The sequence below is a fragment of the Pseudomonas sp. JC1203 genome (assembly GCF_056175065.1).
Map to the genome: position 1 here is coordinate 1 of NZ_JBWCAM010000032.1, position 24,936 is coordinate 24,936.

Here is a 24,936-nt window from a genome sequence, read left to right on the forward strand (position 1 = left end):
AGCAATCGTTGGTTACATCTTTGATTTCTCGCGGAGTAACTTATGATGCTGATAATCTTTTTGACTATCAGTCTGAGTCACAAGCACCCACACGAATTGCTTGATTCAATTGTTAAAGAGCGGTTGGTTGATTCTTTCGTCTCAACCGAGGCGCGCATTCTACGCTTTCCTCAGAGTCTGTCAAGCGTTTATTTTGAAGTTTTTCAGAGAATCTCTAACAACTTCAACCACTTGACTCGCTTCGATCTCTCGTTAGCGGGAGGCGAATTCTACAGCAACCTGCGTTGCTGTCAACTGCCTTTTTCACCGCTTTCGACGTTAAGATCGAAACCTTTCGGAGCTGCTTACTTCGGTTAACTCTTTGAAACTCAAGGAGTTTTTCGTTTCGGTTGCGCCGGAAGTGGGGCGAATTATAGAGAGATTCGGAGGCAGGTCAAGGGTTAATTTCGAGGAATTGTCTTTAAGGTCAAAAGCATCCGGCACACCACCGTATCAAGGCCACCAGGTGCATGCCGGGGGATCTTCAAGCCTCACCACACCGAGCGCCGCCCGCGCGGCGCGACCCGGCCTGCGGCCGGTGCTACATCTGCTGCAACGTGCCCCGCTATAGAGAGGCGTTGCCGGCCTTTGGTGCTTGGCGAGAGATCAGCGGCGACCGAAGCGGGGTAGGCGCGCTGCCACCGCTGGGAGACGCAATAGCATCAACAACGCCCCTACCCCCGCATACACCGCCCACTCCTTCAGATCCGCCCGCACCACCCACAGGAAATGCAGCAATCCCAACCCCAGCACTATATAAGCAAGCCGGTGCAGCATTTCCAACGCCGCCCCAGGCGGCGCTGGCTGAAACGGTTGGAGGTAACGGCCATCAGCAAGAGGCACACAAACCCCAGTGCACCCACGATGATGTACGGCCGCTTGCGCAGCTCCACGCCCAATTGCCCCCAATCCAGGCCCAGCACGAAGAACAGGTAGGCCGCCAGGTGCATCACCACATAAGCAAAGCACCATAACCCCAGCTGCCGCCGCACACTGATCCAACCTGGCCAGCCGGTGAGCTTCTGCGCCGGCGTCATGCACAGCGTCACCATCAACAGAATCAAAGTACCCAAGCCCAGGCGATCCACCAGCACTTTGCCCGGGTCTGGGCCCAAGGCAAATATCCAGGCCTGGTACACCCACCAGAATGGCCACACACCAGCCACCAGGAACACACTCAACCGCCACCACAGATAACGCATCAATAGTTCTTCCGCAGATCCATGCCGCTATAGAGAGAAGCAACCTCCTCCCCATAGCCATTGAACATCAGGGTATCGCGCACATTGGGGCTGAATAGCCCGCTGGGCAGGCGACGCTCGCGCGCCTGGGTCCAGCGCGGGTGATCCACCGTGGGGTTCACGTTGGCGAAGAAGCCATACTCGTCGGGCGCGATGTTCTGCCAGGTGGTTTTCGGCTGTTCTTCCACCAGGCTGATACGCACGATGGACTTCACCCCCTTGAAACCGTATTTCCACGGCACCACCAGCCGCAGCGGCGCGCCGTTCTGGTTGGGCAACTGTTGGCCATACATGCCTACCGCCAGAATGGTCAGTGGGTTCATTGCCTCGTCCAGGCGCAACCCTTCTATATAAGGCCACTGGATCAGGGCGAAGTCCGAGCGCATGCCGGGCATCACCTTGGGGTCCTGCAGGGTTTCGAAGCGAATGTATTTGGCCCTGGAGGTTGGCTGCACCTGTTTGAGCAGGTCGGCCAGAGGAAACCCCAGCCAGGGGATGACCATGGACCAGGCTTCCACACAGCGCATGCGGTAGATGCGCTCCTGCAGTTGGTAAGGTTTGATGAAGTCTTCCAGCGCATAGCGCCCGGGCTTGCCCACCTCGCCATCCACGACCACGGTCCACGGTTCGGTCTTCATGCCGCCGGCGTTGGCTGCCGGGTCGCCCTTGTCGGTGCCGAACTCGTAGTAGTTGTTGTAGCTGCTGGCATCCTTGAACGGGGTAATGGCCTCCCCCGCCACGGTAATGGCCTGCCACTGGGTAGCCGCCAGCTTGTCCTTGAGCCAGCCCGGCGCACCGCCGGCATCGGCCCCCGCATAACGGGAGGGGTCGGCGGCATTCGCCAGGCGCGGCAAGCCCGCAGCTGCCAGTGCAGCCATGGAACCGCCCAGCAGGGCGCGACGGGAGAAGTAGATTGAGGCAGGCGTGACCTCGGACTCTTGGCAGTCCGAGGCTTTTGGGAACTTGATCAGCATGGCGACTCCGTAACCTGGTCGTTAGCGACAGGCTACGGAGTATGCCGCGATCAGGCCGGCTTGTGCCGACTCTTGCGTAACAGGAATTGAATCGGACCGGACGCTGCGTAGCCGAGGAAGATCAGCAGCAGGATGCGCGGCGGGTCGCTGAACACCACGGCGAACACCAGCACCACGGCCAGGATGGCCACGAACGGCACGCGGCCCTTGAGGTCCAGCTCCTTGAAGCTGTTGTACTTGATGTTGCTGACCATCAGCATGCCGGCGGCCGCTACCAGCAGCGCCACCAGGAACGACAGCTTGGAACCCTGGATGCCGTAGTCGCTGAACGCCCACACGGTACCGGCTACAACGCCAGCCGCAGCCGGGCTTGCCAGGCCGATGAAGTAGCGCTTGTCAGCCTTGCCGACCTGGGTGTTGAAGCGCGCCAGGCGCAGCGCGGCGCCAGCCACATAGATAAAGGCGACCATCCAGCCGACCTTGCCCATGTCGCCCAGTGCCCAGCCGAAGGCCAGCAACGCCGGCGCCAGGCCAAAGGCGACCATGTCCGACAGCGAGTCGTACTCGGCGCCGAACGCGCTTTGGGTGTTGGTCATGCGCGCCACGCGGCCGTCCAGGCCATCGAGGACCATGGCGACGAAAATGGCGATGGCGGCAAAGGAGAAGTACTTCGCGGCATCGGCGGAGTTGCCGGCGCTCAGTGCACTTTGCGCGCTGATGGAATTGATGATCGAGTAGAACCCGGCAAACAGGTTTGCCGTGGTAAACAGGTTGGGCAGCAGATAGATGCCGCGGTGCCGGACTTTACGCCCTTCTGCGTCATGCCCTTCTTCGACATGTTCATCGATCGGCAGCAGGCTTTCGGCGTCAGAAGCCGTGTGCGGCTCTTCGGGACGTTCGCTCATGGACAGTACCTTGCAACGGTGTGGAAAGTTTCGACAGACGTCTGCGACGAGGGTTCGACCGCAAACGTTGCAGCTTTATACCAGAACCTGACCACCATAACGAAAAAACGCGGCCGAAGCCGCGTTTTCATCGCTACAAGACTTGTATCAGTTCTTGGCCTTGTCGACGATTTTGTTCGCCGAGATCCAAGGCATCATCGAGCGCAGTTGCTCGCCGATGATTTCGATACCGTGAGCGGCGTTGTTGCGGCGCTTGGCGGTCATCGATGGGTAGCCAGTGGCGCCTTCGCTGATGAACATCTTGGCGTATTCGCCGTCCTGGATGCGCTTCAGAGCGTTGCGCATGGCCTGGCGGGATTCGGCGTTGATGACTTCCGGGCCGGTCACGTACTCGCCGTATTCGGCGTTGTTGGAGATCGAGTAGTTCATGTTGGCGATACCGCCTTCGTACATGAGGTCAACGATCAGCTTCAGTTCGTGCAGGCACTCGAAGTAGGCCATTTCCGGCGCGTAGCCTGCTTCAACCAAGGTTTCGAAACCAGCTTTCACCAGTTCGACGGTACCGCCGCACAGAACGGCTTGTTCGCCGAACAGGTCGGTTTCGGTCTCGTCCTTGAAGGTGGTTTCGATGATGCCGGTACGGCCGCCGCCAACGCCCGAAGCGTACGACAGGGCAACGTTCTTGGCATTGCCCGAAGCGTCCTGGTAGATAGCGATCAGGTCAGGGATACCGCCGCCCTTGACGAACTCGGAGCGAACGGTGTGGCCTGGGGCCTTCGGCGCGATCATGATCACGTCCAGGTCAGCGCGTGGCACGACCTGGTTGTAGTGAATGGCGAAGCCGTGGGAGAAGGCCAGGGTAGCGCCCTGCTTGATGTTCGGCTCGATTTCGTTCTTGTACAGCTGGGACTGGAATTCGTCCGGGGTCAGGATCATGACCAGGTCGGCGCCGGCAACGGCGGTGGCAACGTCAGCCACTTTCAGACCATGGGCTTCGGCCTTGGCAACAGTGGCCGAGCCTTTGCGCAGACCGACAGTGACGTCAACACCGGAGTCTTTCAGGTTGCACGCTTGAGCGTGGCCCTGGGAACCGTAACCGATGATGGCAACTTTCTTGCCCTGGATGATGGACAGGTCGCAGTCTTTGTCGTAGTAAACTTTCATGAAATTACCCCTGTTATCTTGGCCTGTGGCCATACGCTAATTTGGTTGAGGGTGGCGGGCTGCCCCGCCACCTTTACTGCCTTGTTCAGATGCTCAGCACTTTATCGCCACGTGCGATGCCGGTGACGCCGCTACGCACGGTCTCCAGGATCGAGGCGGTGCCGATGGCCTGGATGAAGCTGTCGAGCTTATCGCTAGTCCCGGCCAGTTGTACGGTGTAGACACTGCTGGTTACATCAACGATCTGCCCGCGGAAGATGTCCGTGGTGCGCTTGATCTCGGCGCGCTGGGCGCCGGTGGCCTTGACCTTGACCAGCATCAACTCACGTTCGATGTGCGCGCTTTCCGACAGGTCGACCAGCTTGACCACTTCGATCAGTTTGTTGAGGTTCTTGGTGATCTGCTCGATCACTTCATCGTGGCCGACAGTGGTCAGCGTCAGACGCGACAGGGTCGGGTCTTCGGTTGGCGCCACGGTCAGGCTTTCGATGTTGTAGTTACGTTGCGAGAACAGCCCGACCACACGCGACAGCGCACCCGGTTCGTTTTCCAACAGCAGGGAAATAATGTGCCGCATGATTAGGTACGCTCCGTCTTGCTCAGCCACATATCGCGCATCGAACCGTCTTTGATCTGCATCGGGTAGACGTGCTCGGTGACGTCTACCTGGATGTCCAGGAACACCAGGCGGTCCTTCATGGCGAAGGCCTTTTCCATCATCGGCTTCAGGTCTTTCAGGTCGGTGATGCGCATGCCGACGTGGCCGTAGGCCTCGACCAGCTTGACGAAGTCCGGCAGCGATTCCACGTACGAGTGCGAGTGACGGCCGCCGTAGCTCATGTCCTGCCACTGGCGAACCATGCCCAGCACGCCGTTGTTGAGCAGAATGATCTTCACCGGCAGGTCGTACTGCAGGCAGGTGGACAGCTCCTGGATGTTCATCTGGATGCTGCCTTCACCGGTCACGCAGGCAACGTGCGCATCAGGGAAGCTCATCTGCACGCCCATGGCGGCAGGCAGGCCGAAGCCCATGGTGCCCAGGCCACCGGAGTTGATCCAGCGGTTGGGCTTGTTGAACTTGTAGTACTGCGCCGCGAACATCTGGTGCTGGCCCACGTCCGAGCTGACGTAGGCGTCGCCGCCGGTCACTTCGCACAGGGTCTCGATCACGGTCTGTGGCTTGATCAGGCTGCCGTCGCCCTTGTTGTAGGGGAACAGGCCTTTGTCACCGCGCCACTCGTCAACCTGCTTCCACCAGCTGGCCACCGATTCCTTGTTCGGGGTTTCGCCGATTTCCTTCAGGGTGGCGACCATTTCGGTCAGCACGCTGTCCACCGGGCCAACGATAGGCACGTCGGCCTTGATGGTCTTGGAGATGGACGCCGGGTCGATGTCGATGTGGATGATCTTGGCGTTCGGGCAGAATTTGCTCGCGCCGTTGATCACACGGTCATCGAAACGCGCGCCCACGGCCAGGATCACGTCGGCGTGGTGCATGGCCAGGTTGGCGGTGTAGCTGCCGTGCATGCCCAGCATGCCGACGAACTGGCGGTCCATGCCCGGGTAGGCGCCAAGGCCCATCAGGGTGTTGGTGACCGGCAGGTTCAGCAGTTGTGCAAGTTCGGTAAGTTGCGCCGAACCGCCGCCCAGGATCACGCCACCACCGGCGTACATCACCGGACGCTTGGCGGCCAGGAGCATCTCCACGGCCTTGCGGATCTGGCCGGAGTGGCCACGAACGGCCGGGCTGTAGGAGCGCAGCTTGGCTTTCTTCGGATAGACGTATTCGAACTTTTCCGCCGGGTTGGTCATGTCTTTCGGGATGTCGACAACGACAGGCCCCGGGCGACCGGACTGCGCCAGGTAGAAGGCTTTTTTCATCACTTCGGGGATTTCGGACGCGTGCTTGATCATGAAGCTGTGCTTCACGATAGGCCGGGAAATACCGATCATGTCGGTTTCCTGGAACGCGTCGGTACCCACCAGGGTGGAAGCAACCTGGCCGGACAGCACCACCATGGGGATCGAGTCCATGTAGGCGGTGGCGATACCGGTGATGGCATTGGTCGCGCCCGGGCCGGAAGTTACCAGTACCACGCCGGCCTTGCCGGTGGCACGGGCATAGCCGTCAGCCATATGGGTAGCGGCCTGCTCGTGACGAACCAGGATGTGTTCCACTTCCGGTTCTTTGAACAGGGCATCGTATACATGCAGGAGAGCACCACCAGGGTACCCGTAGATGTGCTTAACGCCTTCGTCACGCAAAAAGCGGACGACCATCTCAGCGCCAGATAAAAGCTCCACGTTGTTCACCTCTAAAACGCCAGAATACCGCTCCATGGGAACGGGTCTTAATAGGTTTACTGCCAGCAGAGCATGAGCGACGGTGGTCGCCGACGTACGTCAGCACTGACTGAGCAAGTATTGGGACTTCCCCAAAGTGTTGCGGGGGTTTCCCACCCAGCGCGAGGTAACGCGTTGCGGGTGTTGCGGGTCGGCGCGGGTGTGCGCCTCATGATCTGCTGGGAAGGTCTGCTTCTGGCAGTCCCTCTACAGCGGACTTCCGATTGTTGTGATTCGCGAGGCTCAAGTCAAGCTATCTGTTGCAATTTAATGCGTGCCAATTTTTTCACCAGATGCAGAAAACATTTGCTCAGAAGCGTCTCAGGTAGTTTCATGATTGCGTTAATGGTCAAGGAATTAGCATGCGAGCGATCCTCATCCCCGCAATTGCGCTGCTGTTGGCAAGCCCTGCCGGCCATGCCGCGCAGATCTACAAATGGGTCGACAGCCAGGGCGTGACCCACTTCGACGCCCAACCGCCCGCTGGTCAGAACACCACCGAGGTGGACACGGCCAGGCCGGTGGCGCCGCCGCCCCCTGCCCCGCCCAAGGCGCCGGACGCGGCGCAGGGCAAGGCTGCCCAGCGGATGATCAACCAGCAGGTGCAGCAGCAGGTGCAGGACCAGGAGGCGCAGATGGCACAATTTTGCGACACCAGCCGCAACAACCTGGCGCAGTTGCAGAACAACCCGCGGGTGCGGCAGCAAATTGGTGGGGAATTGCGCAGGCTGACGGAAGAGGAACGGCAGGCAAAAATTGCGCTGACGCAGAAGCAGGTAGACGAGAACTGCCAATAAACCGTAGCAGCGGCCCCCAGGCCGCGTCCCGGGCACCATGGCGCGCCCTGACGCGGCCTTCGGCCGCTGCTACAGGGGTCAGCTGTGCTGGGTGATCAGTTCGTCGAACTGATGCAGCAGCACGCGGATGCCGCGGCTTTTCTCGGCCTGGTCGGCGTAGACCATCTCGGCCATGGCCAAGATGCCCGACGCGTTAGGCAGTGGCAGGTCCTGCTCGAGGATCTGCTTCATGCGTGGCAGGAAAATCCATTGCAGCCACTGGGAAAAGTCCAGCGTGTCGACGCTGAACGGCTCCTGGCTGGCCAGCTGCTCGGGGGTGGGTACAGCCTCGCTCCACCAGCCCTGCACCCGCAGCTCGCGCTCGATCAGCAGCAGATGGTCGGCGATCTGCGGAAAACGTGCGTCCATCATCAACCTCCGGAAGCTTTCTGGCGGGCCTGGGCGGCGCCAGCGCTGTCACCCTGTTTGTCCCGGGCCTGGGCAATGGTGTTCCACAGGCTGGCCTGCAGGTCGGGACGGCCGTTGGCGTAGGTCAGCGCACGGCGGGCCAGCTGCTCGGCCTGGGGCGCATCACCCTGGGACAGGCGCACCTGCGCCAGGCGGTAAAGCACCTGCGGCTCGCGCGGGGCAATGCGCTGGGCGCGCTCCAGGCTCGACGAGGCACCGTTGAGGTCGCCGCCGCCCTGTTGCTGCTGGGCGGTGGTCAGCAACGCCAGCACCGGGCCATCCAGCTGCTCGTCGGCGGACAGGCCGCCACTGCTGCGGTTGTTGCTGGGTATGCCGGTAGGGGCGCTGCTGGTCGACGGCATGCTGTAGTTGCTGGTCACCGGCGCGCTGCTATACGGCTGGGAAGCCGCTGGCGGCGGCGTGTAGGCACCCGGGGTGATCGGGCCGGTGCTGATCGGCGCGTTTTGCGGCGCAGCGAAGGTCATCGGCGCGGAATTGCCCTGCGGCATCACCACTACACCGGAATCTTCCGACACCGCCTGCGGCGCCTGGCGCTGCACCGCGGCATAGCCACGGTTGCCCGACACGCGCTCGCCGTTGGACACGGCAGTGCCGGAGTCCACCACCGGAATCGACCCTTGGGGCACGCTGGCGCAACCGTTGAGCAGCGCCAGTGCCGTTACAGCAGGAAACAACCACTTGTTCACTTCGATTCCTCTTTGCCTGGCAAAGCCAATTTAGTTCAACCAGCCCTTGACCCAATCCATCACGGAATCGGCGGGGGCCTGGCTTCCGCAAGCAGGGCCTGCGGCGGGTTCGCTACCACGAATATACGGCATCTGTACCGCGCCCGGGCAGTTGGCGTCGGAGCCCTGGCCGGTGTGCGGGTCGATCCAGGCCTGCACCACGTTGTCGGGCATGGGCGTGTCCAGCGGCAGCGGGTCAGCCTTCTTCATGAAGCTGGTCCACACCTGCAGGGCACCGGTGGCACCGGTAAACGGGGTCTTGCCATTGTCGTCGCGGCCAATCCACACCACCGCCAGCACGTCTTGGCTGAAGCCGGCGAACCAGCTGTCACGCGAGTCGTTGCTGGTACCGGTCTTGCCCGCCAGGTTCAGCGAACTTGGCAGCACGTTGTACACCGAGCGGCCGGTACCTTCGCGCATCACGCGCTGCATGGCGTTCTGGATCAGGTAGATGGAGCCCGGGTCGAAACGCTGCTGCACCTGGAACGGGTAGCGCTTGAGCGGCTGGCCGTCAGACGTCAGCACGCTGCGAATACCGCGCATCGGCGTGTTGAAGCCGCCGTTGGCGATGGTCTGGTACATGGTGGCCACCTGGATAGGCGACATGCCGCCGGCGCCCAGCAGCATCGACGGGTAGGTAGGCCAGTCGACGTCCACGCCCAGGCGCGAGATGGTCTTGAACACGTTGGGCACGCCCAGGTCCAGGCCCAGGCGCGCAGTGGACAGGTTCAACGAGTGCGCCAGGCCCTGGTACAGGAAGATGGTGCCGTTGGAGTTGCCTTCATAGTTCTTCGGCCGCCAGACCTGACCATCGGCGCCCTTGACCTCGAACGGTTCATCCTTGACCCAACTGGTGAGCGTGTACTGGCTGGGTTTCTCCAGCGCGGTCAGGTAGATGGACGGCTTGACCAGCGAGCCGATCGGCCGCACCGCGTCCAGCGCGCGGTTGAAGCCGGCGAAACCTGGCGCGCGGCTGCCCACCAGGGCCTGTACTTCGCCGCTTTCCGGGTTGGTGACCACCATGGCGGCTTCCACATCGTCCACGCCCTTGCGGTTGCCCAGGCGCTTGAAGGTGTCGGTCACCGAGGCCTCGGCCTTCTGCTGCAGGATAGGGTCGAAGCTGGTGAAGATCCGCAGGCCTTCCTCGGTCAAGTCCTCGTCGCGGTAGTCTTCACGCAACTGGCGCTTGACCAGGTCCAGGAACCCTGGGAACGAGCTGTCCGCCAGGCTGCCCTGCTTGCTCACGCCCAGCGGCATCTTCTTCGCCGCGTCCACCTGCGCCTGGGTCGCCACGCCCTGCTGGGCCAGCAGGTCCAGCACCAGGTTGCGGCGCTCCAGCGCGCGGTCCGGGTAACGGCGCGGGTTGTAGTAGGACGGCCCCTTGACCATGCCCACCAGCAACGCCACCTGGTGCAGCTTGAGTTCCGACAGCGGTTGGCTGAAGAAGAACTGGCTGGCAAGGCCGAAGCCGTGCACCGCACGCTGGCCATCCTGGCCGATGAACACCTCGTTGAGGTATGCCTCGAGGATCTCCTGCTTGCTGTAGTGGATCTCCAGCAACACCGCCATCATCGCTTCGGTGAGCTTGCGGCTCAGGCTGCGTTCGTTGGTGAGGTAGAAGTTCTTCACCAACTGCTGGGTCAGGGTACTGCCGCCCTGGCGCATCTGCCCGGCGGAGGTGTTGACCCAGATGGCGCGGGCGATGGACTTGGGCGACACACCGAAGTGGTGATAGAAGTCACGGTCTTCAACCGTCACCAGGGTGTCGAGCAGGTACGGCGGCACCTGGTCGAGTTTGATCAGGATGCGGTCTTCAAGATTCTTGGGGTACAGGCCGCCAATCAGCAGCGGCTCCAGGCGCACCACCGGCAACTTGGCGTTGGTGGTGCTGCTGAGCTCGGCCACGTAGTCGCCGCTGAAGCGCACCTGCACCGGCTGGGCTTTCTCCAGGCCTTCATAGAACTGGAAGCCACGGGTATTGAGGTTCACCGTGGTGCCCTTGACCACGGCGGTACCCGGGCCGTCCAGCACGGTGCTGCGGCGGTAACCCAGGGCGTCGAGTTCGGTGAGGAAATCTGCTTCGGCAAGTTTCTGCCCGACGAACAGCTCCAGCGGCCGGGCGTAGACCTTGGCCGGGATGGTCCAGCGCTTGCCGGAAAACTTCTCCTGCACGATGGCGTCCAGGTAGACGGCAAAGCCTATCAGGATAACCAGGCCTACCAGGCCCAGCTTGAGGGTCCAGCCGAGCCAGGCCGGAAGGCCGCGCTTGACAGGTTTTTTAGGGGTGCGGGGGGATCGGGATCGAGTCATGGCGGCGGATTATACGCACTTTATCCCGGCTGGGCAGGCGTCCCCGGTGAACGACGACCAGCGCCCATGAAAGGTTTGCACAGCCCCCTGCAGCGGCCATAATGCCCGCCTCGAATTCTTTGACAGTTGAAGGACCGCCCGTGAGCCAAGCCCTTATCGCCGCCCTGCAGAACCCGGCCCTTTACCCCCATCCGGTCGAGGCCTTCCAGGTCATCGAGACGCACATCTCCTGGGTGGTGCTGACCGGCCCTTACGTCTACAAGGTCAAGAAGCCGATGAACTTCGGTTTCCTCGACTTCTCCACCCTGGCCTCGCGCGAGCACTTCTGCAATGAAGAGCTGCGCCTGAACCAGCGCCTGACCAACGACCTGTACCTGCAAGTGCTGCCCATTACCGGCAGCGCCGAGGCCCCCGTGCTGGGTGGCGACGGCCAGGCGTTCGAATACGCCCTGCAAATGCGCCAGTTCCCGCAAAACGACCTGCTCAGCACCTTGCAGGCCAACGGCGAGCTGACCAGCGCGCACATCGACTCCATGGCCCGGCAGATCGCCGAATTCCACCTGGGCGCCCCGGTGGTACCCGCCGCGCACGAAGCCGGCACCCCGGCAGCGGTGATGGCCCCGGTGGAGCAGAACTTCGAGCAGATCCGCCCGTTCCTGAAAGACGCCGCCGACCTGCAGCAACTGGACGCCCTGCAAGCCTGGGCCCAGGCCAGCTTCGCCCGTTTGCAGCCGCTGTTGCAGGAACGCAAGGCCGAAGGCTTCATTCGTGAGTGCCACGGTGACATTCACCTGGGCAACGCCACGCTGATCGACGGCCAGGTGGTGATTTTCGACTGCATCGAGTTCAACGAACCGTTCCGCTTCACCGACGTCTACGCCGACATCGGCTTCCTGGCCATGGACCTGGAAGACCGCGGCCTGAAGTGCCTGGCCCGCCGTTTCATCAGCCAGTACCTGGAACTGACCGGCGACTACCGTGGCCTGGAACTGCTGAACTTCTACAAGGCCTACCGCGCGCTGGTGCGCGCCAAGGTCGCCCTGTTCGGCCTGACCCCGGACTCGGACGCAGTACAGCGCGCCACCACCTTCAAGCAGTACCGCAAGTACGCCAACCTGGCGGAAAGCTACAGCGCCATTCCATCGCGCTTCCTGGCTGTCACCAGCGGCGTTTCTGCCGTGGGCAAGAGCCACGTGGCCATGCGCCTGGTGGAAGCGCTGGGCGCCATCCGCCTGCGTTCGGACGTGGAACGCAAGCGTCTGTTCGGCGAGCAGCAGGGCGACAACCTGCTGCAGAGCGGCATCTATAGCGAGGATGCCAGCGTTGCTACCTACCAGCGCCTGCACAGCCTGGCCGACAGCATCCTGCGCGCCGGCTTCCCGGCCGTGATCGACGCCACCTACCTCAAGCACGCCCAGCGCCAGCAGGCGGCCCAGGTAGCCGAAACCACCGGCGTGCCGTTCCTGATCCTCGACTGCAACGCACCGATGCCGGTGATCGAGGCATGGCTGGCACAGCGCCAGGCCGAGCAGAACGACCCGTCGGACGCCACCTTGCAAGTGGTGCAGGCCCAGCAGGCCAGCCGCGAGCCGTTGACCGCCGAGGAGCTGGTGCTGAGCAAGCGCGTTGAAACCAACGAGGGCGACAGCCTGGACAAGCTGGTAGAGCAGATTCGCCAGCGTTTGCCGGGGCTGTAAACGCTGCCAGGAGCCCCCCCCCCCGTAGCAGCTGCCGAAGGCTGCGTCCCGCGCGCAGGGGACGCGGCCTGCGGCCGCTGCTACGGGTTCGCGTGTTGCCAGGCTTTATTTTCTCCAGCCGTGAAGCAGTCGACAGTCACGGCGCAAGAATAGTGGCATTATAATGGCGTCAATAAAACCAACAGGTAGACGCCATGAGCCAGCCCAAGCAGCTTGACTCGCACCTTTACGCCCTCGTGCACCACGAAAACGTTCGCGGCTTCAATGCGGAGCGACCATCCGACCGGGTGGACTTCCGTGGCGGCGACTTCCGCGGCCTCGACCTGCGCGAACTCGACACCCACGACATCGACTTCACCGACGCCTATTTCCGCACCGCCGACCTCCGCGGCCTGGACCTGCGCGACACCTGCATGGAAGGCGCCAGCCTGGCCCATGCGCAGATTTCCGGGGCCTACTTTCCGGCGGAACTGTCGGCCGACGAAATCCTGATGTCAGTGAATTTCGGCACCCGCCTGCGCTACCGCACCCGCTGAAGCACTGACCGGCGCAGGAAGCGCCGGCCAGCATGCGCTGCAAGCCGCTGATATCCGCGGAAAACCGGCGCCTGAGCGCATTTCCAAAGTGCCGCTACACTCCCTTGGCAGAGCGGCCAGCAAATGCGCCTCGATCAAGTTCAGCCGTCGCAAGGAGGCTTGATGAACGATGAACTTCAACATTTGAAAAACCTGGGCAAGACCTCGGCGCAGTGGCTGCACGCCGTGGGGATCCACAGCGCCTCGGATTTGCGCCGCCTGGGCGCCGTGGATGCCTACCGGGCGGTCAAGACCCGTGGTTTCCGCGCCTCCAAAGTGCTGCTCTACGCAATCGAGGGTGCCTTGCTGGACGTGCACTGGAACGACATACCCGCCGAACGCAAAGAGGCTTTGAATCAACAACTCGACGCGATATCGTCTCGTCGCAAGAACTGACCGCGGCCGCGCGTCGGGTTCGACAGTCGAGGAAAGCGCGCATGTATCTATTTGGTGATCAGCCGGCCTATGCCGATGCCTGGGTAAACCGCCTGCAGGGCATCGCCTCGCGCCTGCTGCTGGGGGTGGCCCCACAGGGCCCGGCGCTGGAGCTGGAGCCGGGGGCCGACCTCTCGCCGCTGCTGGATGACAGCCACTTGTACCTGATCGACAGTGGCCTGCTGCAGGCGCGCATCAACCAGCGCCCGCTGTTCTACCTGCAGGACGGCGACCTGCTGGGCCTCTACCAGAACCGCGAAGACCTTTCCTACGAATACAGCACCGAAGGCCTGCTGCGCGTGGTGCCTTACCTGCGCAGCGAAGTGCTGGCGCACATCAATGCCACGCCCGAGACCCAGGAGCTGCTTATCGAGTACCTGACCGGCCAGACCACCCTGCTGTGCGACGCCATCACCCGCCTCAAGCAGCCCGAATACCGCGCCAGCAACGGCTTCAAGCACGTGGCCGCCGGCGATGTGCTGATCAACCAGGGCGACGAGGCCGACCACGTGTTCGTGATCATCGACGGCCACGCCGAGGCCTACGTCGATGGCCACAAGGTGGGCGACGTGCCCAAGGACGAGATTTTCGGCGCCATGGCGATCTTCACCCGCGAAAAACGCAGCGCCACGGTAATCGCCACCGTGCCCTGCACGCTGATGATCATCCCCAAGGACCAGTTCCTGAACCTGACCCAGACCAACCCGCGCATCGCCCACAGCCTGATCGAAAGCATGGCGCGGCGTATCGAGGCGCTGAACCGGCAGGTGACGCGGCTGATCGACAGCCCGTGAAAAATTCTTGGAAAGGCCTGTTGACTTCTAAATGAGAATTGTTATGATTATCACATCTGGTCGCGAGGCCAGTGATGATTTGAAAGACCTTGGTTCGGACTCTCAGATTATCTCCTCATCAGGCTAATCACGGTTATTTGACCCGGCTTTTTGCCGGGTCTTTTTTTGCCCGGGATTTGTGCTACCCCCTGTAGCAGCTGCCGCAGGCTGCGTCCATTTCACCGCGCAATGATCAACGGATGCCCGCGCTCCGGGTGCTCCTGCACCAGCACCTCCAACCCGAACACCGCCTTCAGCGCCTCTGGCTGCAGCACCTGCCGCGGAGTGCCCAGCGCATGCGCGCGGCCCTGTTGCAGCAACAGAATGCGGTCGCAGTAGCGCGCTGCCAGGTTCAGGTCATGCAGAATCACCAGCACCGCCGCGCCACGGTCGGCAAATGCGCGCACCGCCTGCAGGGTGGTGTGCTGGTGCAGCGGGTCGAGCGCCGAGGTGGGCTCATCCAGCAGCAGCGTGGTGCCCGGCTCGCCCGGCCACAGCTGCGCCAGCACCCGCGCCAGGTGCACGCGCTGGCGCTCGCCACCGGACAGCGCCAGGTAGCTGCGCCCCCGCAGGTGCGCGGCATCGGCGGCGTGCAGGGCGGCCGCGATGATCTCGCTGTCGCGGGCAAGGCCGCTGTCGTGGGGCAAGCGGCCCATGCCCACCACCTCCTCCACCCGGAAGGCGAAGCCCAGGGTAGAGACCTGCGGCAGCACCGCCAGGCGCCGCGCACGCTCGGGGCCATGCCAATCGGCCAGCAGGCGGCCGTCCAGCCACACTTCACCGTGGGCAGGCACCAGCTCGCCGCACAGGGCCCCCAGCAAAGTGCTCTTGCCGGCGCCATTGGGACCCAACACACCCAGTACTTCACCGGGCCGCAATTGCAGGCTGATGTCGTTGATCACTGCCTGTTGGCCGCGTCGTACTTGCAGGTTAGCCACGTGCAACATCAGGGACGCCCCCGCACCAGCAAAAACAGGAAAAATGGCGCGCCAAGGAACGCCGTGACAATACCGATAGGCAGTTCGGCCGGGGCCAACGCCATACGCGCGATCAGGTCGGCGAACAGCAGCAGGCTCGCGCCCGCCAGCAACGATGCCGGCAGCAGCACGCGATGATCAGGCCCTGCCACCTGGCGCACCAGGTGCGGCACCACCAGGCCGATGAAACCGATCAGCCCGGCGGCCGCAACCGCCGCACCCACGCCCAGCGCGGTGCAGAACACCAGTTCACGCTTGAGGCGTTCCACCTCGATGCCCAGGTGCCGCGCCTCCGATTCGCCCAACAGCAGCGCATTCAGGGCCCGCGCCCGGCGCGGCAGCCACAGCGACACGCCCGTGGCGATCACCACCAGCGGCCACAGGCGCTGGTAACTGGCGCCATTGAGGCTGCCCAGGTTCCAGAACGTCAAGGTGCGCAGGGTGCTGTCATCGGCAAGGTAGGTGAACAGGCCCACCGCCGAGCCGGCCAGCGCCGTCAGCGCAACGCCGGCCAGCAGCATCACCGCCACGCTGGTCTGGCCGTCCTTGCGCCCCAGGCGGTAGACCAGCGCGGTCACCCCCAGGCCGCCGAGAAAGGCGCAGATCGACAGCAGGTAAGGCTCCAGCAGCGGTGGCAGGCCGCCAAACCAGCTGCCGCCGACAATCGCGATGGCCGCGCCCAAGGCCGCGCCGCTCGACACGCCGACCAGCCCCGGGTCGGCCAGCGGGTTGCGAAACAGCCCCTGCATGGCCACGCCCGACAGCGCCAGCACGGCGCCCACGGCCAGGCCCAGCAACGTGCGCGGCAGGCGGATCTGGCCGACGATCATCTCGGCCTGCTCCAGGCCTTGCCCGCTCACCGGCAGTCCAGCCAGGCGCAGGCCGGCCTTGAGGGTATCCAGCAGCGGCAGGCTCACCGGCCCCAGCGCCAGGGACAGCCAGCACGCCAGCAGGCACAACAACCCCAGGCCGATGAACAGCGTGCGTGGCGCCAGCAATGGCCTCATTGGGCAGGCTTGGCGTCGGGGAAGAACGCCTGCGACAGGCCGTTCAAGCTTGCCGGCAGCCGTGGCCCCAGGCCACCCACCAGCAGGGTCGGGTCGAGCAACACTATGCGTTTTTCCTTGACCGCCCGGGTGTTGGCCAGCGCCGGGTTGTCCTTGAGCATGGCGGCAATGGCCGCGTCACCGCTCAGGCTGCGGTCAGCGAACACGATCACCTGCGGGTCGAGCGCCGCCAGCACCTCGGTGGAGAAGTTCTTGTAGCCCGGCTGCGTAGCCAGGTTGTGCCCGCCGGCCTGGGTAACCAGCCAGTCGGCGACGGTGCCCGGGCCACCCACCAGCGGCTTGGCGCCCATGTGGCCCAGCAGCAGGATGACCCCAGGGGCTGGCTGCCTGGCCTCGGCCACTTTCACCCAGGCCTGGTGGTCTGCCAGTTGCTGGCGGTAATCGTCGAACAGTTTGCCGGCGTGGGCCTCGTCACCCAGCAGGCGGCCCAGGTGCAGCAGGTTGGCCTGCAGGGTCGGCAGCTCGGGCTTGCTGTCGAACATTTCCACGCCCAGCCCGGCCTGGCGAATCTGTTGCAGCACCGGCGGCGGGCCCATTTCCTCGGTGCCGATGAGGATGTCCGGGCGCGGGGTCAGGCTGAGAATGCCTTCGGCCGACAGCGCGCGCTGGTAGCCGATGCTTTTCAGCGCCTTGACGCTTTCGGGGTGCTGGCTGGTGGTGTCCACCCCTACCAGCTTGCTTTCCCCGCCCATGACCACCACCCATTCGGTCAGCGCGCCACCGGCGCTCACCCAATGTTGCGGCAACGCCTCGGCGGCCGTGGCCCACGGGTGAAACAGCATGGCGGCAGTAAAGCCAACGACCCTGGCGCTCAGGCGCATCGCAAATTCCTCTGTTCAATAAAGGGCAAAGGTTGCACCGCCCGACGTTATCCCGTTGAATGCCCGCCCGAACGGCAACCTATCAATTCATTTGATAATTATTTGCATTTGGGCGTCAAGCCAACCCTTGTATCATCAAGTAAAACAAAAGAGGTCAGCATGCAGTGGCTGTGTGAAAGCGCCGCTTTGAGCGAAGCACAAAGTCGTGGTTTCGAGTGTGAAGGCATCAAGCTTTTCGTCGTCCGCCGCGAAGGGCGGGTGTACGCCTACCGCAACCGCTGCCCGCACCGTGGCACCGCGTTGCAGTGGGAAACCGACGTGTTCCTGGATGACAGCGCCACCATGATCCGCTGCGCCAGCCATGGCGCGTTGTTCCTGATGGATTCGGGCGAGTGCGTGGCGGGGCCGTGCGAGGGCAAGGAGCTGGAGAATTTCGATTGCCGCGAAGACCACAAAGGCATCTGGGTAGAACTCTGATTTCGGCCCCGCGACGATCGGCGTAGCCGCTGCCGCAGGCTGCGCTGGCGCTCGCCTGCACTGTAGATCTCCAGTGCACGTTGGGGCCAGCGCAGCCTTCGGCAGCGGCTACGAGTCGGCGGCGCGGGTCAAATCTGGACGCTCAAGCGGCGGTTCACATACACACGCTCGCTATCCAAATGCACCCCATACGCCAGCACCTCCACGCCATCCGCCACTGCCGCCTTCAGCGCCTCGGCATAAGCTGCGTCAATCTCGCCCGCCGGGCGCACGGCGTCGACGCCGGTCAGGTTCACACAGTACAACTGCACCGCCCGCACGCCGTTGCGCGCCAGCGTCGCCAGCTCGCGCAGGTGCTTGGCGCCGCGCTGGGTCACCGCGTCCGGGAAGGCCGCCACCGTGGTGCCGTCATGGCCCAGGGTCACGCTTTTCACTTCCACGTAGGCCGGCCCTTCAGGGTACTGCAGGCAGAAATCCACCCGGCTGCCCTCCTCGCCGTAAGCCACTTCGCGTTTCAGCGCGGTGAAGCCGGCAAGCTCGGTGATCACCCCGGCCAGCAGCGCCTCTTCCACCAGGCGGTTGGCACGCGCGGTGTTCACGCATGCCAGCCGGCCCTGGGGCGTTTCACTGATTTCCCACGTGCCCGGCAGCTTGCGCTTGGGGTCGTTGGAGCGGCTGAACCACACTTGCCCGCCCTCGACCATGCAATTGAACATTGAGCCCGTGTTGGGGCAATGAATGGTCAGCTCTTCGCCGTCCAGGGTGCGAATGTCGGCGAGGAAACGCTTGTAGCGGCGCAGCAGGCGACCTTCTTCCAGGGGAGGATTGAATTCCATCAGCCTTGCCAGCTCCGCAAGCCACGCGCGATGCGCTCCACGGCCTGCTGCAGGCGCGGCAGGCTCTGGGTGTAGGCAAAGCGCACATGGTGGCTGGCCTGGTGACGGCCGAAGTCCAGGCCGGGGGTAAAGGCCACATGTTCGGTTTCAAGGAAATGTTGGCAGAACGCGAAGGCATCACCGCCGAACTTGCTGATATCGGCATACAGGTAGAACGCGCCTTCCGGCTCCACGGCAATGCCGAAGCCCATTTCGCGCAGGGCCGGCAGCAGGAAGTCGCGGCGGCGGCCGAATTCGGCGCGGCGCTCTTCCAGAATGGCCAGGGTGTGCGGCTGGAAACACGCCAGCGCGGCGTGCTGGGCCATGCTGGGGGCACTGATGTAGAGATTCTGCGCCAGCTTCTCCAGTTCCGGCACCGCTTCGGGCGGCGCCACCAACCAACCCAGGCGCCAGCCGGTCATGCCGAAATATTTGGAAAAACTATTAAGGACGAAGGCGTCATCGTCCACTTCCAGCACGCTGGCGGCGTCGGTGCCATAGGTGAGGCCGTGGTATATCTCGTCCACCACCAGGTGGCCGTTGCGCTGCTTGATGGCCTGGGACAGCTGCGCCAGCTCATCGCGGCTCAACAACGTGCCGGTAGGGTTGGCGGGCGATGCCACCAGGGCGCCGACGCTGTCCTTGTCCCAGTGGCGCGCCACCAGGTCTGCGGTGAGCTGGTAGCGCACCTCGGGGCCCACCGGCACCAGCTGCGCTGCGCCTTCCACCAGGCGCAGGAAATGCCGGTTGCAGGGGTAGCCGGGGTCGGCCAGCAGCCAGTGCTTGCCCGGGTCCACCAGCAGGCTGCTGGCGAGCAACAGCGCGCCGGAACCGCCTGGGGTGATGAGGATGCGCTGCGGGTCGATGTTCACGCCATAACGCTGGTCGTAGAAGCCGGCGATGGCCTCGCGCAGCGCCGGCAGGCCGCGCGCCGCGGTGTAGCGGGTCTGGCCGTTGGCCAGGGCAGCCTGCCCGGCCTCGATGATGGGCTGGGCGGTTGTGAAGTCCGGCTCGCCGATTTCCAGGTGAATGACGTCATGGCCGGCGGCCTGCAGTTCGTTGGCCCGCGCCAGCAGCGCCATCACGTGAAAGGGTTCTATGGCGCGGCTGCGCGCACTGTAGGGCTGGGCCATTGACCTTCCTTAAAAGGGTGTAAAATAACGATTCTACCGGACGCGGCAGCCGAACGTGTCGCGAAACGGCCGGTCCATATGCTTTGACGCCATCTGCGACAGGCTCGACAACCGGGAGTGGCGCCGTCTGGATTGATCTGCTAAGTTCGCCGGCTTGCAGTCGCAGGGCCGGCGGGTGTCGGAGATGGAGCATCCTGCGCAATGGATTAGAAGAGCGAGAGGCGGTCAACCAATGTCCACCAATGAAAAGCAAGCATCTACCCAAACACTGGAATCGGGCATCGAGCCTTACGTAGTAGCTCCCGGTGAGGAGTACATGGGCAAGCCCATGCGCGCACACTTCACCAAAATCCTGCAAAAATGGAAGATGGAGCTGATGGTCGGCGTCGACAAGACCGTGGACCACATGAAGGACGAGGCAGCCAACTTCCCGGACCCCGCTGACCGTGCCAGTCAGGAAGAGGAGTTCGCCCTTGAGCTGCGTGCCCGCGACCGCGAGCGCAAGCTGATCAAGAAAATCGACAAGACCCTGCAGCTGATCACCGACGAAGAATACGGCTGGTGCGAATCCTGTGGCGTCGAGATTGGTGTTCGTCGCCTCGAAGCCCGCCCTACCGCCGACCTGTGCGTCGACTGCAAGACCCTGGCAGAAATCAAGGAAAAACAGGTCGGCAAATGACCTGTTGAAACCGGGGCGCGCCCTGCGCCCCGGACCTGCCACACCCCCTTCGCCTTATTTTCCAGTACCCTGTTCCCCATGAACACGCCTGCCTACATTGGCCGCTTCGCGCCAACGCCCAGTGGTTTCCTGCATTTCGGCTCGCTGGTGGCCGCCCTTGCTTCCTACCTTGACGCCCGTGCAGTGGGTGGCCGTTGGCTGCTGCGCATGGAAGACCTGGACCCGCCGCGCGAAATGCCCGGTGCCCAGGCTGCCATCCTCAAGGCCCTGGAGAACTACGGTTTCGAGTGGGATGGCGAGGTGGTGTACCAAAGCCTGCGCCATGACGCCTATGCCCAGGTGATTGACCGCCTGTTCCAGCAAGGCCTGGCCTATGCCTGCACCTGCTCGCGCAAGCAGTTGGAACCGTACAACGGCATCTACCCCGGCCTGTGCCGCAACCTGGGCCATGGCCAGGAAGATGCCGCCATCCGCATCCGCGTGCCAGAGCTGAACTACGCCTTCATCGACCGTGTGCAGGGGCGTTTCGAACAGCACCTGGGGCGTGACAGCGGCGACTTCGTGATTCGCCGCCGCGATGGCCTGTACGCCTACCAACTGGCCGTGGTGCTGGACGACGCCTGGCAAGGGGTGACGCACATCGTGCGCGGCGCCGACCTGCTGGACTCGACGCCACGGCACCTCTACCTGCAGGAGCTGCTGGGGCTGCCGCAGCCCACGTACCTGCACGTGCCGCTGATTACCCAGCCCGACGGCCACAAGCTGGGCAAGAGCTACCGCTCGCCGCCACTTGAGGCCGACCAGGCAGCCCCCCTGCTGGTGCGCGCACTGCGGGCGCTGGGGCAGCCGGCGCCGCTGGAACTGCGCCACGCCATGCCCGGCGAAGTGCTGGCGTGGGGCATCGCCCACTGGAACGCCGAGTTGATCCCGCGTGCCTTGAGCTTGCCCGAGGCGCAGTTGCCCGCCTGACGCCGGCGTTGGCCCGGGACGCAGCCTGCGGCAGCTGCTACGGGCATATTTCTGTAGCAGCAACTGTGTTGTGGGAGCTGGCTTGCCAGCGAGCTTTATGGCCCCAACAGCTCGCTGGCAAGCCAGCTCCCACAGGATGTAGCAGCTGCCGAAGGCTGCGTCCCGGGCCACCACCTCACGGTGTAGTGAACTTCCAGTTGCACTACGACGCGCTTGCGTTACCATCCCCGCTCCATTTTTGCCCGTACCTACAATAATAAGGCGAGCACCCTGGGTTTGACGTTCTTCCATTCGAGAGGCCGGCATGTACATCTACCGTTTGGTCCTGCTGCTGGTAGTCGGCATCTACCTGTTTTCCCCCGCGATCATGGACTGGTGGATAGAACCGACCGGCGCCTGGTATCGGCCGTACCTGTTATGGCTGATCCTCATCGTGGTGACTTTCATTCTCCAGAGCCAACGTGATGCCGATGAGCTTTAGCCTCACCCAGATGATCCTGATCAGCGCCGCCTACCTGCTGGTGCTGTTCGGCGTGGCCTGGGTCAGCGAACGCGGCATGATCCCGCGCGCAATCATTCGCCACCCACTGACCTACACCCTGTCGCTGGGCGTCTACGCCAGCGCCTGGGCGTTCTACGGCACGGTGGGCCTGGCCTACCAGTACGGCTACGGCTTCCTGGCCTGTTACCTGGGGGTCAGCGGCGCCTTCCTGCTGGCGCCGGTGCTGCTCTACCCGATACTGAAGATCACCCGCACCTACCAGCTGTCATCCCTGGCCGACCTGTTCGCCTTCCGTTTCCGCAGCACCTGGGCCGGCGCGCTGACCACCATCTTCATGCTGATCGGCGTGCTGCCGTTGCTGGCCCTGCAGATACAGGCGGTGGCCGACTCCATCAGCATCCTCACCCGCGAGCCGGTGCAGAACCGCGTGGCGCTGGCGTTCTGCGGACTCATCACGCTGTTCACCATCTTCTTCGGCTCGCGTCATATCGCCACCCGCGAGAAGCACGAGGGGCTGGTGTTCGCCATCGCCTTCGAGTCCATCATCAAGCTGGTGGCGGTGGGCGGCATCGGCCTGTACGCCCTGTATGGCGTGTTCAACGGCCCCCACGAACTCGAGCAGTGGCTGCTGCAGAACCAGACCGCCCTCGCCGCCCTGCACACGCCGCTGCAGGAAGGCCCGTGGCGCACGCTGCTGCTGGTGTTCTTCGCCTCGGCCATCGTCATGCCGCACATGTACCACATGGCGTTCACCGAGAACCTCAACCCGCGCTCGCTGGTCAGCGCCAGCTGGGGCCTGCCGCTGTTCCTGCTGCTGATGAGCCTGGCCGTGCCGCTGATCCTGTGGGCCGGCCTGCGCCTGGGCGCCACCACCAGCCCCGAATACTTCACCCTGGGCGTGGGCATCGCCGCCAACAGCAAGGCGCTGGCGTTGCTGGCCTACGTGGGCGGGCTGTCAGCCTCCAGCGGGCTGATCATCGTCACCACCCTGGCGCTGTCGGGCATGGCCCTCAACCACCTGGTGCTGCCGCTGTACCAGCCACCGGCCGAGGGCAACATCTACCGCTGGCTGAAGTGGACGCGCCGCGGCCTGATCGTCGCCATCATCATGGCCGGCTACGCCTTCTACCTGCTGCTGGGCACCGCCCAGGACCTGGCCAACCTGGGCATCGTCGCCTTCGTCGCCACCCTGCAATTCCTGCCGGGGGTGCTGTCGGTGCTGTATTGGCCGGCCGCCAACCGCCGCGGCTTCATCGCCGGGCTGCTGGCCGGGATATTCGTGTGGATGGTGACCATGCTGTTGCCGCTGATCGGCAACCTGCAGGGCTTCTACATCCCGCTGCTGAACATGATCTACGTGCTCGACGACACCAGCTGGCACATGGCGGCCATCGCCTCGTTGGCGGCAAACGTGCTGGTGTTCACCCTGATTTCGCTGTTCAGCAACCCCAGCCCCGAAGAAGCCAGCGCCGCCGAGGCGTGCGCCGTGGACAACGTGCGCCGGCCGCAGCGCCGCGAGCTGCACGCCGCCTCGCCGCAGGAATTCGCCACCCAACTGGCCAAGCCGCTGGGCGCCAAGGCCGCGCAGAAAGAAGTGGAACAGGCCCTGCGCGACCTGTACCTGCCCTTCGACGAGCGCCGCCCCTATGCCCTGCGCCGCCTGCGTGACCGCATCGAGGCCAACCTGTCGGGCCTGATGGGCCCCAGCGTGGCCCAGGACATGGTCGAGACGTTCCTGCCCTACAAATCAGGCAACGAGAATTACGTTACCGAAGATATCCACTTCATCGAAAGCCGCCTGGAAGACTACCACTCGCGCCTGACCGGCCTTGCCGCCGAACTGGACGCCCTGCGCCGCTACCACCGCCAGACCCTGCAGGAACTGCCCATGGGCGTCTGCTCGCTGGCCAAGGACCAGGAGATCCTGATGTGGAACAAGGCCATGGAAGAGCTGACCGGCATCGCCGCGCAGCGCGTGGTGGGCTCGCGGCTGATGACCATCGGCGAGCCGTGGCGCGGGCTGCTGCAGGGCTTCATCAACGTGCCCGACGAACACTTGCACAAGCAGCGCCTGCCCCTGGACGGCCAGATCCGCTGGCTGAACCTGCACAAGGCGGCCATCGACGAGCCCCTGGCCCCAGGCAACAGCGGCCTGGTATTGCTGGTGGAAGACCTTACCGAAACGCAGCTGCTGGAAGACAAGCTGGTGCACTCCGAGCGCCTGGCCAGCATTGGCCGCCTGGCGGCCGGGGTGGCGCATGAGATCGGCAACCCCATCACCGGCATCGCCTGCCTGGCGCAGAACCTGCGCGAAGAGCGCGAGGAAGACGGCGAAATCACCGAGCTCAGCAGCCAGATCCTCGAACAGACCAAACGCGTGTCGCGCATCGTGCAGTCGTTGATGAGCTTCGCCCACGCCGGCAGCCACCAGCACAGCGACGAGCCGGTGAACCTGGCCGAGGTGGCGCAGGACGCCATCGGCCTGCTGGCCCTGAACCGGCGCAATTTCGAAGTGCAGTTCTACAACCTCTGCGACCCCGACCACTGGGTGGAGGGCGACCCGCAACGCCTGGCCCAGGTGCTGATCAACCTGCTGTCCAACGCCCGTGACGCCTCCAGCGCCGGCAGCGCGGTGCGGGTGAAAAGCGAGGCCAGCGAACACACCGTGGACCTGATCGTCGAAGACGAGGGCAGCGGCATTCCGAAGAACATCATGGACCGCCTGTTCGAACCCTTCTTCACCACCAAGGACCCTGGCGAGGGAACCGGACTGGGGCTTGCTCTGGTCTATTCCATCGTTGAAGAGCATTATGGACAAATCACCATCGACAGCCCGGCTGATACCCAGAGCCAGCGCGGCACCCGAATCCGGGTGACCTTGCCGCGTCATGTCGAAGCGACGTCCGCCGTGAACTGAGACCGTCGAGAGA

23 protein-coding genes and 1 pseudogene are annotated in these 24,936 nt (G+C 63.6%); 10 read left to right on the plus strand and 14 right to left on the minus strand.

What is annotated here, in order from left to right:
- Nucleotides 1-645 precede the first annotated feature (645 nt).
- The 6 genes and pseudogenes from msrQ to AC0SZ7_RS30680 form a co-directional block, all read right to left on the minus strand.
- Nucleotides 646-1,241, minus strand: a pseudogene (gene msrQ / locus AC0SZ7_RS30655) (protein-methionine-sulfoxide reductase heme-binding subunit MsrQ).
- Nucleotides 1,241-2,254 (minus strand): protein-methionine-sulfoxide reductase catalytic subunit MsrP, encoded by a 1,014-nt coding sequence (gene msrP / locus AC0SZ7_RS30660; protein ID WP_475507846.1) that lies wholly within the window; start codon nucleotides 2,252-2,254, stop codon nucleotides 1,241-1,243. Before msrP ends, msrQ begins: the two are co-directional and overlap by 1 nt.
- A 50-nt stretch (nucleotides 2,255-2,304) precedes the next feature.
- Nucleotides 2,305-3,159, minus strand: a complete 855-nt coding sequence (gene pssA, locus AC0SZ7_RS30665; RefSeq protein WP_475507847.1) for a CDP-diacylglycerol--serine O-phosphatidyltransferase — start codon at nucleotides 3,157-3,159, stop codon at nucleotides 2,305-2,307.
- Nucleotides 3,160-3,306: 147 nt separating this feature from the next.
- Nucleotides 3,307-4,323, minus strand: a complete 1,017-nt coding sequence (gene ilvC / locus AC0SZ7_RS30670) for a ketol-acid reductoisomerase (RefSeq protein WP_475507848.1) — start codon at nucleotides 4,321-4,323, stop codon at nucleotides 3,307-3,309.
- 85 nt (nucleotides 4,324-4,408) lie between these two features.
- Nucleotides 4,409-4,900 carry an acetolactate synthase small subunit gene (gene ilvN / locus AC0SZ7_RS30675; protein ID WP_416422438.1) on the minus strand — a complete coding sequence of 164 codons (492 nt, stop codon included), beginning with the start codon at nucleotides 4,898-4,900 and terminating at the stop codon, nucleotides 4,409-4,411.
- Between the two features lie 2 nt (nucleotides 4,901-4,902).
- Nucleotides 4,903-6,627 (minus strand): acetolactate synthase 3 large subunit, encoded by a 1,725-nt coding sequence (locus AC0SZ7_RS30680; protein ID WP_473005352.1) that lies wholly within the window; start codon nucleotides 6,625-6,627, stop codon nucleotides 4,903-4,905.
- Nucleotides 6,628-7,028: 401 nt separating this feature from the next.
- On the opposite strand from AC0SZ7_RS30680, the gene AC0SZ7_RS30685 reads away from it, so the two are divergent.
- Complete coding sequence (locus AC0SZ7_RS30685) at nucleotides 7,029-7,463, plus strand: DUF4124 domain-containing protein (protein ID WP_475507849.1); 435 nt, start codon at nucleotides 7,029-7,031, stop codon at nucleotides 7,461-7,463.
- Between the two features lie 78 nt (nucleotides 7,464-7,541).
- Here AC0SZ7_RS30685 and AC0SZ7_RS30690 read toward each other — a convergent pair whose 3' ends face one another.
- From AC0SZ7_RS30690 to mrcB, 3 genes are read right to left on the minus strand one after another with little or no spacing between them, the layout of a single operon-like run.
- Complete coding sequence (locus AC0SZ7_RS30690) at nucleotides 7,542-7,871, minus strand: YqcC family protein (RefSeq protein ID WP_475507850.1); 330 nt, start codon at nucleotides 7,869-7,871, stop codon at nucleotides 7,542-7,544.
- 2 nt (nucleotides 7,872-7,873) lie between these two features.
- Entirely contained in the window at nucleotides 7,874-8,617 is a 744-nt protein-coding gene (locus AC0SZ7_RS30695) for a tetratricopeptide repeat protein (RefSeq protein WP_475507851.1), read from the minus strand.
- Between the two features lie 30 nt (nucleotides 8,618-8,647).
- Nucleotides 8,648-10,966 carry a penicillin-binding protein 1B gene (gene mrcB, locus AC0SZ7_RS30700; protein ID WP_475507852.1) on the minus strand — a complete coding sequence of 773 codons (2,319 nt, stop codon included), beginning with the start codon at nucleotides 10,964-10,966 and terminating at the stop codon, nucleotides 8,648-8,650.
- A 140-nt stretch (nucleotides 10,967-11,106) separates the two neighbouring features.
- Between mrcB and AC0SZ7_RS30705 the strand changes: the two genes are divergently transcribed.
- The 4 genes from AC0SZ7_RS30705 (at nucleotide 11,107) to AC0SZ7_RS30720 (ending at nucleotide 14,467) form a co-directional block, all read left to right on the plus strand.
- Nucleotides 11,107-12,663, plus strand: coding sequence for a bifunctional aminoglycoside phosphotransferase/ATP-binding protein (locus AC0SZ7_RS30705; RefSeq protein ID WP_475507853.1), 1,557 nt, complete (start codon nucleotides 11,107-11,109; stop codon nucleotides 12,661-12,663).
- A gap of 194 nt (nucleotides 12,664-12,857) precedes the next feature.
- Nucleotides 12,858-13,199 carry a pentapeptide repeat-containing protein gene (locus tag AC0SZ7_RS30710; protein ID WP_475507854.1) on the plus strand — a complete coding sequence of 114 codons (342 nt, stop codon included), beginning with the start codon at nucleotides 12,858-12,860 and terminating at the stop codon, nucleotides 13,197-13,199.
- A 162-nt stretch (nucleotides 13,200-13,361) separates the two neighbouring features.
- Complete coding sequence (locus tag AC0SZ7_RS30715; protein ID WP_008375598.1) at nucleotides 13,362-13,634, plus strand: TfoX/Sxy family protein; 273 nt, start codon at nucleotides 13,362-13,364, stop codon at nucleotides 13,632-13,634.
- A 41-nt stretch (nucleotides 13,635-13,675) separates the two neighbouring features.
- Entirely contained in the window at nucleotides 13,676-14,467 is a 792-nt protein-coding gene (locus AC0SZ7_RS30720; protein WP_475507855.1) for a Crp/Fnr family transcriptional regulator, read from the plus strand.
- A 218-nt stretch (nucleotides 14,468-14,685) separates the two neighbouring features.
- Here AC0SZ7_RS30720 and AC0SZ7_RS30725 read toward each other — a convergent pair whose 3' ends face one another.
- The 3 genes from AC0SZ7_RS30725 to AC0SZ7_RS30735 are packed head-to-tail and all read right to left on the minus strand — an operon-like array spanning nucleotide 14,686 to nucleotide 17,371.
- Complete coding sequence (locus AC0SZ7_RS30725) at nucleotides 14,686-15,444, minus strand: heme ABC transporter ATP-binding protein (RefSeq protein WP_475507871.1); 759 nt, start codon at nucleotides 15,442-15,444, stop codon at nucleotides 14,686-14,688.
- 8 nt (nucleotides 15,445-15,452) lie between these two features.
- Entirely contained in the window at nucleotides 15,453-16,436 is a 984-nt protein-coding gene (locus AC0SZ7_RS30730) for a FecCD family ABC transporter permease (protein ID WP_475507872.1), read from the minus strand.
- A 50-nt stretch (nucleotides 16,437-16,486) separates the two neighbouring features.
- Nucleotides 16,487-17,371, minus strand: coding sequence for a heme/hemin ABC transporter substrate-binding protein (locus AC0SZ7_RS30735; protein WP_475507856.1), 885 nt, complete (start codon nucleotides 17,369-17,371; stop codon nucleotides 16,487-16,489).
- A 159-nt stretch (nucleotides 17,372-17,530) separates the two neighbouring features.
- On the opposite strand from AC0SZ7_RS30735, the gene AC0SZ7_RS30740 reads away from it, so the two are divergent.
- The gene (locus AC0SZ7_RS30740) at nucleotides 17,531-17,848 is read left to right on the plus strand and encodes a Rieske (2Fe-2S) protein (RefSeq protein WP_475507857.1); all 318 of its coding nucleotides are present in this window, start codon (nucleotides 17,531-17,533) and stop codon (nucleotides 17,846-17,848) included.
- A 128-nt stretch (nucleotides 17,849-17,976) separates the two neighbouring features.
- Here AC0SZ7_RS30740 and sfsA read toward each other — a convergent pair whose 3' ends face one another.
- Together sfsA and AC0SZ7_RS30750 are read right to left on the minus strand one after the other, a co-directional pair.
- Nucleotides 17,977-18,684 (minus strand): DNA/RNA nuclease SfsA, encoded by a 708-nt coding sequence (sfsA, locus tag AC0SZ7_RS30745; protein ID WP_475507858.1) that lies wholly within the window; start codon nucleotides 18,682-18,684, stop codon nucleotides 17,977-17,979.
- Nucleotides 18,684-19,856 (minus strand): pyridoxal phosphate-dependent aminotransferase, encoded by a 1,173-nt coding sequence (locus AC0SZ7_RS30750; protein WP_475507859.1) that lies wholly within the window; start codon nucleotides 19,854-19,856, stop codon nucleotides 18,684-18,686. The genes sfsA and AC0SZ7_RS30750 overlap by 1 nt, the downstream gene beginning before the upstream one ends.
- A gap of 232 nt (nucleotides 19,857-20,088) precedes the next feature.
- Between AC0SZ7_RS30750 and dksA the strand changes: the two genes are divergently transcribed.
- The 4 genes from dksA (at nucleotide 20,089) to AC0SZ7_RS30770 (ending at nucleotide 24,923) form a co-directional block, all read left to right on the plus strand.
- Complete coding sequence (gene dksA / locus AC0SZ7_RS30755) at nucleotides 20,089-20,535, plus strand: RNA polymerase-binding protein DksA (protein WP_277963018.1); 447 nt, start codon at nucleotides 20,089-20,091, stop codon at nucleotides 20,533-20,535.
- A 78-nt stretch (nucleotides 20,536-20,613) separates the two neighbouring features.
- The gene (gluQRS, locus tag AC0SZ7_RS30760; RefSeq protein WP_475507860.1) at nucleotides 20,614-21,504 is read left to right on the plus strand and encodes a tRNA glutamyl-Q(34) synthetase GluQRS; all 891 of its coding nucleotides are present in this window, start codon (nucleotides 20,614-20,616) and stop codon (nucleotides 21,502-21,504) included.
- Nucleotides 21,505-21,808: 304 nt separating this feature from the next.
- Complete coding sequence (locus tag AC0SZ7_RS30765) at nucleotides 21,809-21,985, plus strand: hypothetical protein (RefSeq protein WP_003250005.1); 177 nt, start codon at nucleotides 21,809-21,811, stop codon at nucleotides 21,983-21,985.
- A complete protein-coding gene (locus tag AC0SZ7_RS30770; protein ID WP_475507861.1) occupies nucleotides 21,969-24,923 on the plus strand; it encodes a sensor histidine kinase in 2,955 nt (984 codons plus the stop codon). The genes AC0SZ7_RS30765 and AC0SZ7_RS30770 overlap by 17 nt, the downstream gene beginning before the upstream one ends.
- The last annotated feature ends 13 nt before the right edge of the window (nucleotides 24,924-24,936 follow it).

Coding starts and splice junctions, on each gene's coding strand:
- msrP (WP_475507846.1), bottom strand. CDS start 2,254: ATGCTGATCAAGTTCCCAAAAGCCTCGGACTGCCAAGAGTCCGAGGTC.
- pssA (WP_475507847.1), bottom strand. CDS start 3,159: ATGAGCGAACGTCCCGAAGAGCCGCACACGGCTTCTGACGCCGAAAGC.
- ilvC (WP_475507848.1), bottom strand. CDS start 4,323: ATGAAAGTTTACTACGACAAAGACTGCGACCTGTCCATCATCCAGGGC.
- ilvN (WP_416422438.1), bottom strand. CDS start 4,900: ATGCGGCACATTATTTCCCTGCTGTTGGAAAACGAACCGGGTGCGCTG.
- AC0SZ7_RS30685 (WP_475507849.1), top strand. CDS start 7,029: ATGCGAGCGATCCTCATCCCCGCAATTGCGCTGCTGTTGGCAAGCCCT.
- AC0SZ7_RS30690 (WP_475507850.1), bottom strand. CDS start 7,871: ATGGACGCACGTTTTCCGCAGATCGCCGACCATCTGCTGCTGATCGAG.
- mrcB (WP_475507852.1), bottom strand. CDS start 10,966: ATGACTCGATCCCGATCCCCCCGCACCCCTAAAAAACCTGTCAAGCGC.
- AC0SZ7_RS30710 (WP_475507854.1), top strand. CDS start 12,858: ATGAGCCAGCCCAAGCAGCTTGACTCGCACCTTTACGCCCTCGTGCAC.
- AC0SZ7_RS30715 (WP_008375598.1), top strand. CDS start 13,362: ATGAACGATGAACTTCAACATTTGAAAAACCTGGGCAAGACCTCGGCG.
- AC0SZ7_RS30720 (WP_475507855.1), top strand. CDS start 13,676: ATGTATCTATTTGGTGATCAGCCGGCCTATGCCGATGCCTGGGTAAAC.
- AC0SZ7_RS30735 (WP_475507856.1), bottom strand. CDS start 17,371: ATGCGCCTGAGCGCCAGGGTCGTTGGCTTTACTGCCGCCATGCTGTTT.
- AC0SZ7_RS30740 (WP_475507857.1), top strand. CDS start 17,531: ATGCAGTGGCTGTGTGAAAGCGCCGCTTTGAGCGAAGCACAAAGTCGT.
- sfsA (WP_475507858.1), bottom strand. CDS start 18,684: ATGGAATTCAATCCTCCCCTGGAAGAAGGTCGCCTGCTGCGCCGCTAC.
- AC0SZ7_RS30750 (WP_475507859.1), bottom strand. CDS start 19,856: ATGGCCCAGCCCTACAGTGCGCGCAGCCGCGCCATAGAACCCTTTCAC.
- dksA (WP_277963018.1), top strand. CDS start 20,089: ATGTCCACCAATGAAAAGCAAGCATCTACCCAAACACTGGAATCGGGC.
- gluQRS (WP_475507860.1), top strand. CDS start 20,614: ATGAACACGCCTGCCTACATTGGCCGCTTCGCGCCAACGCCCAGTGGT.
- AC0SZ7_RS30765 (WP_003250005.1), top strand. CDS start 21,809: ATGTACATCTACCGTTTGGTCCTGCTGCTGGTAGTCGGCATCTACCTG.
- AC0SZ7_RS30770 (WP_475507861.1), top strand. CDS start 21,969: ATGCCGATGAGCTTTAGCCTCACCCAGATGATCCTGATCAGCGCCGCC.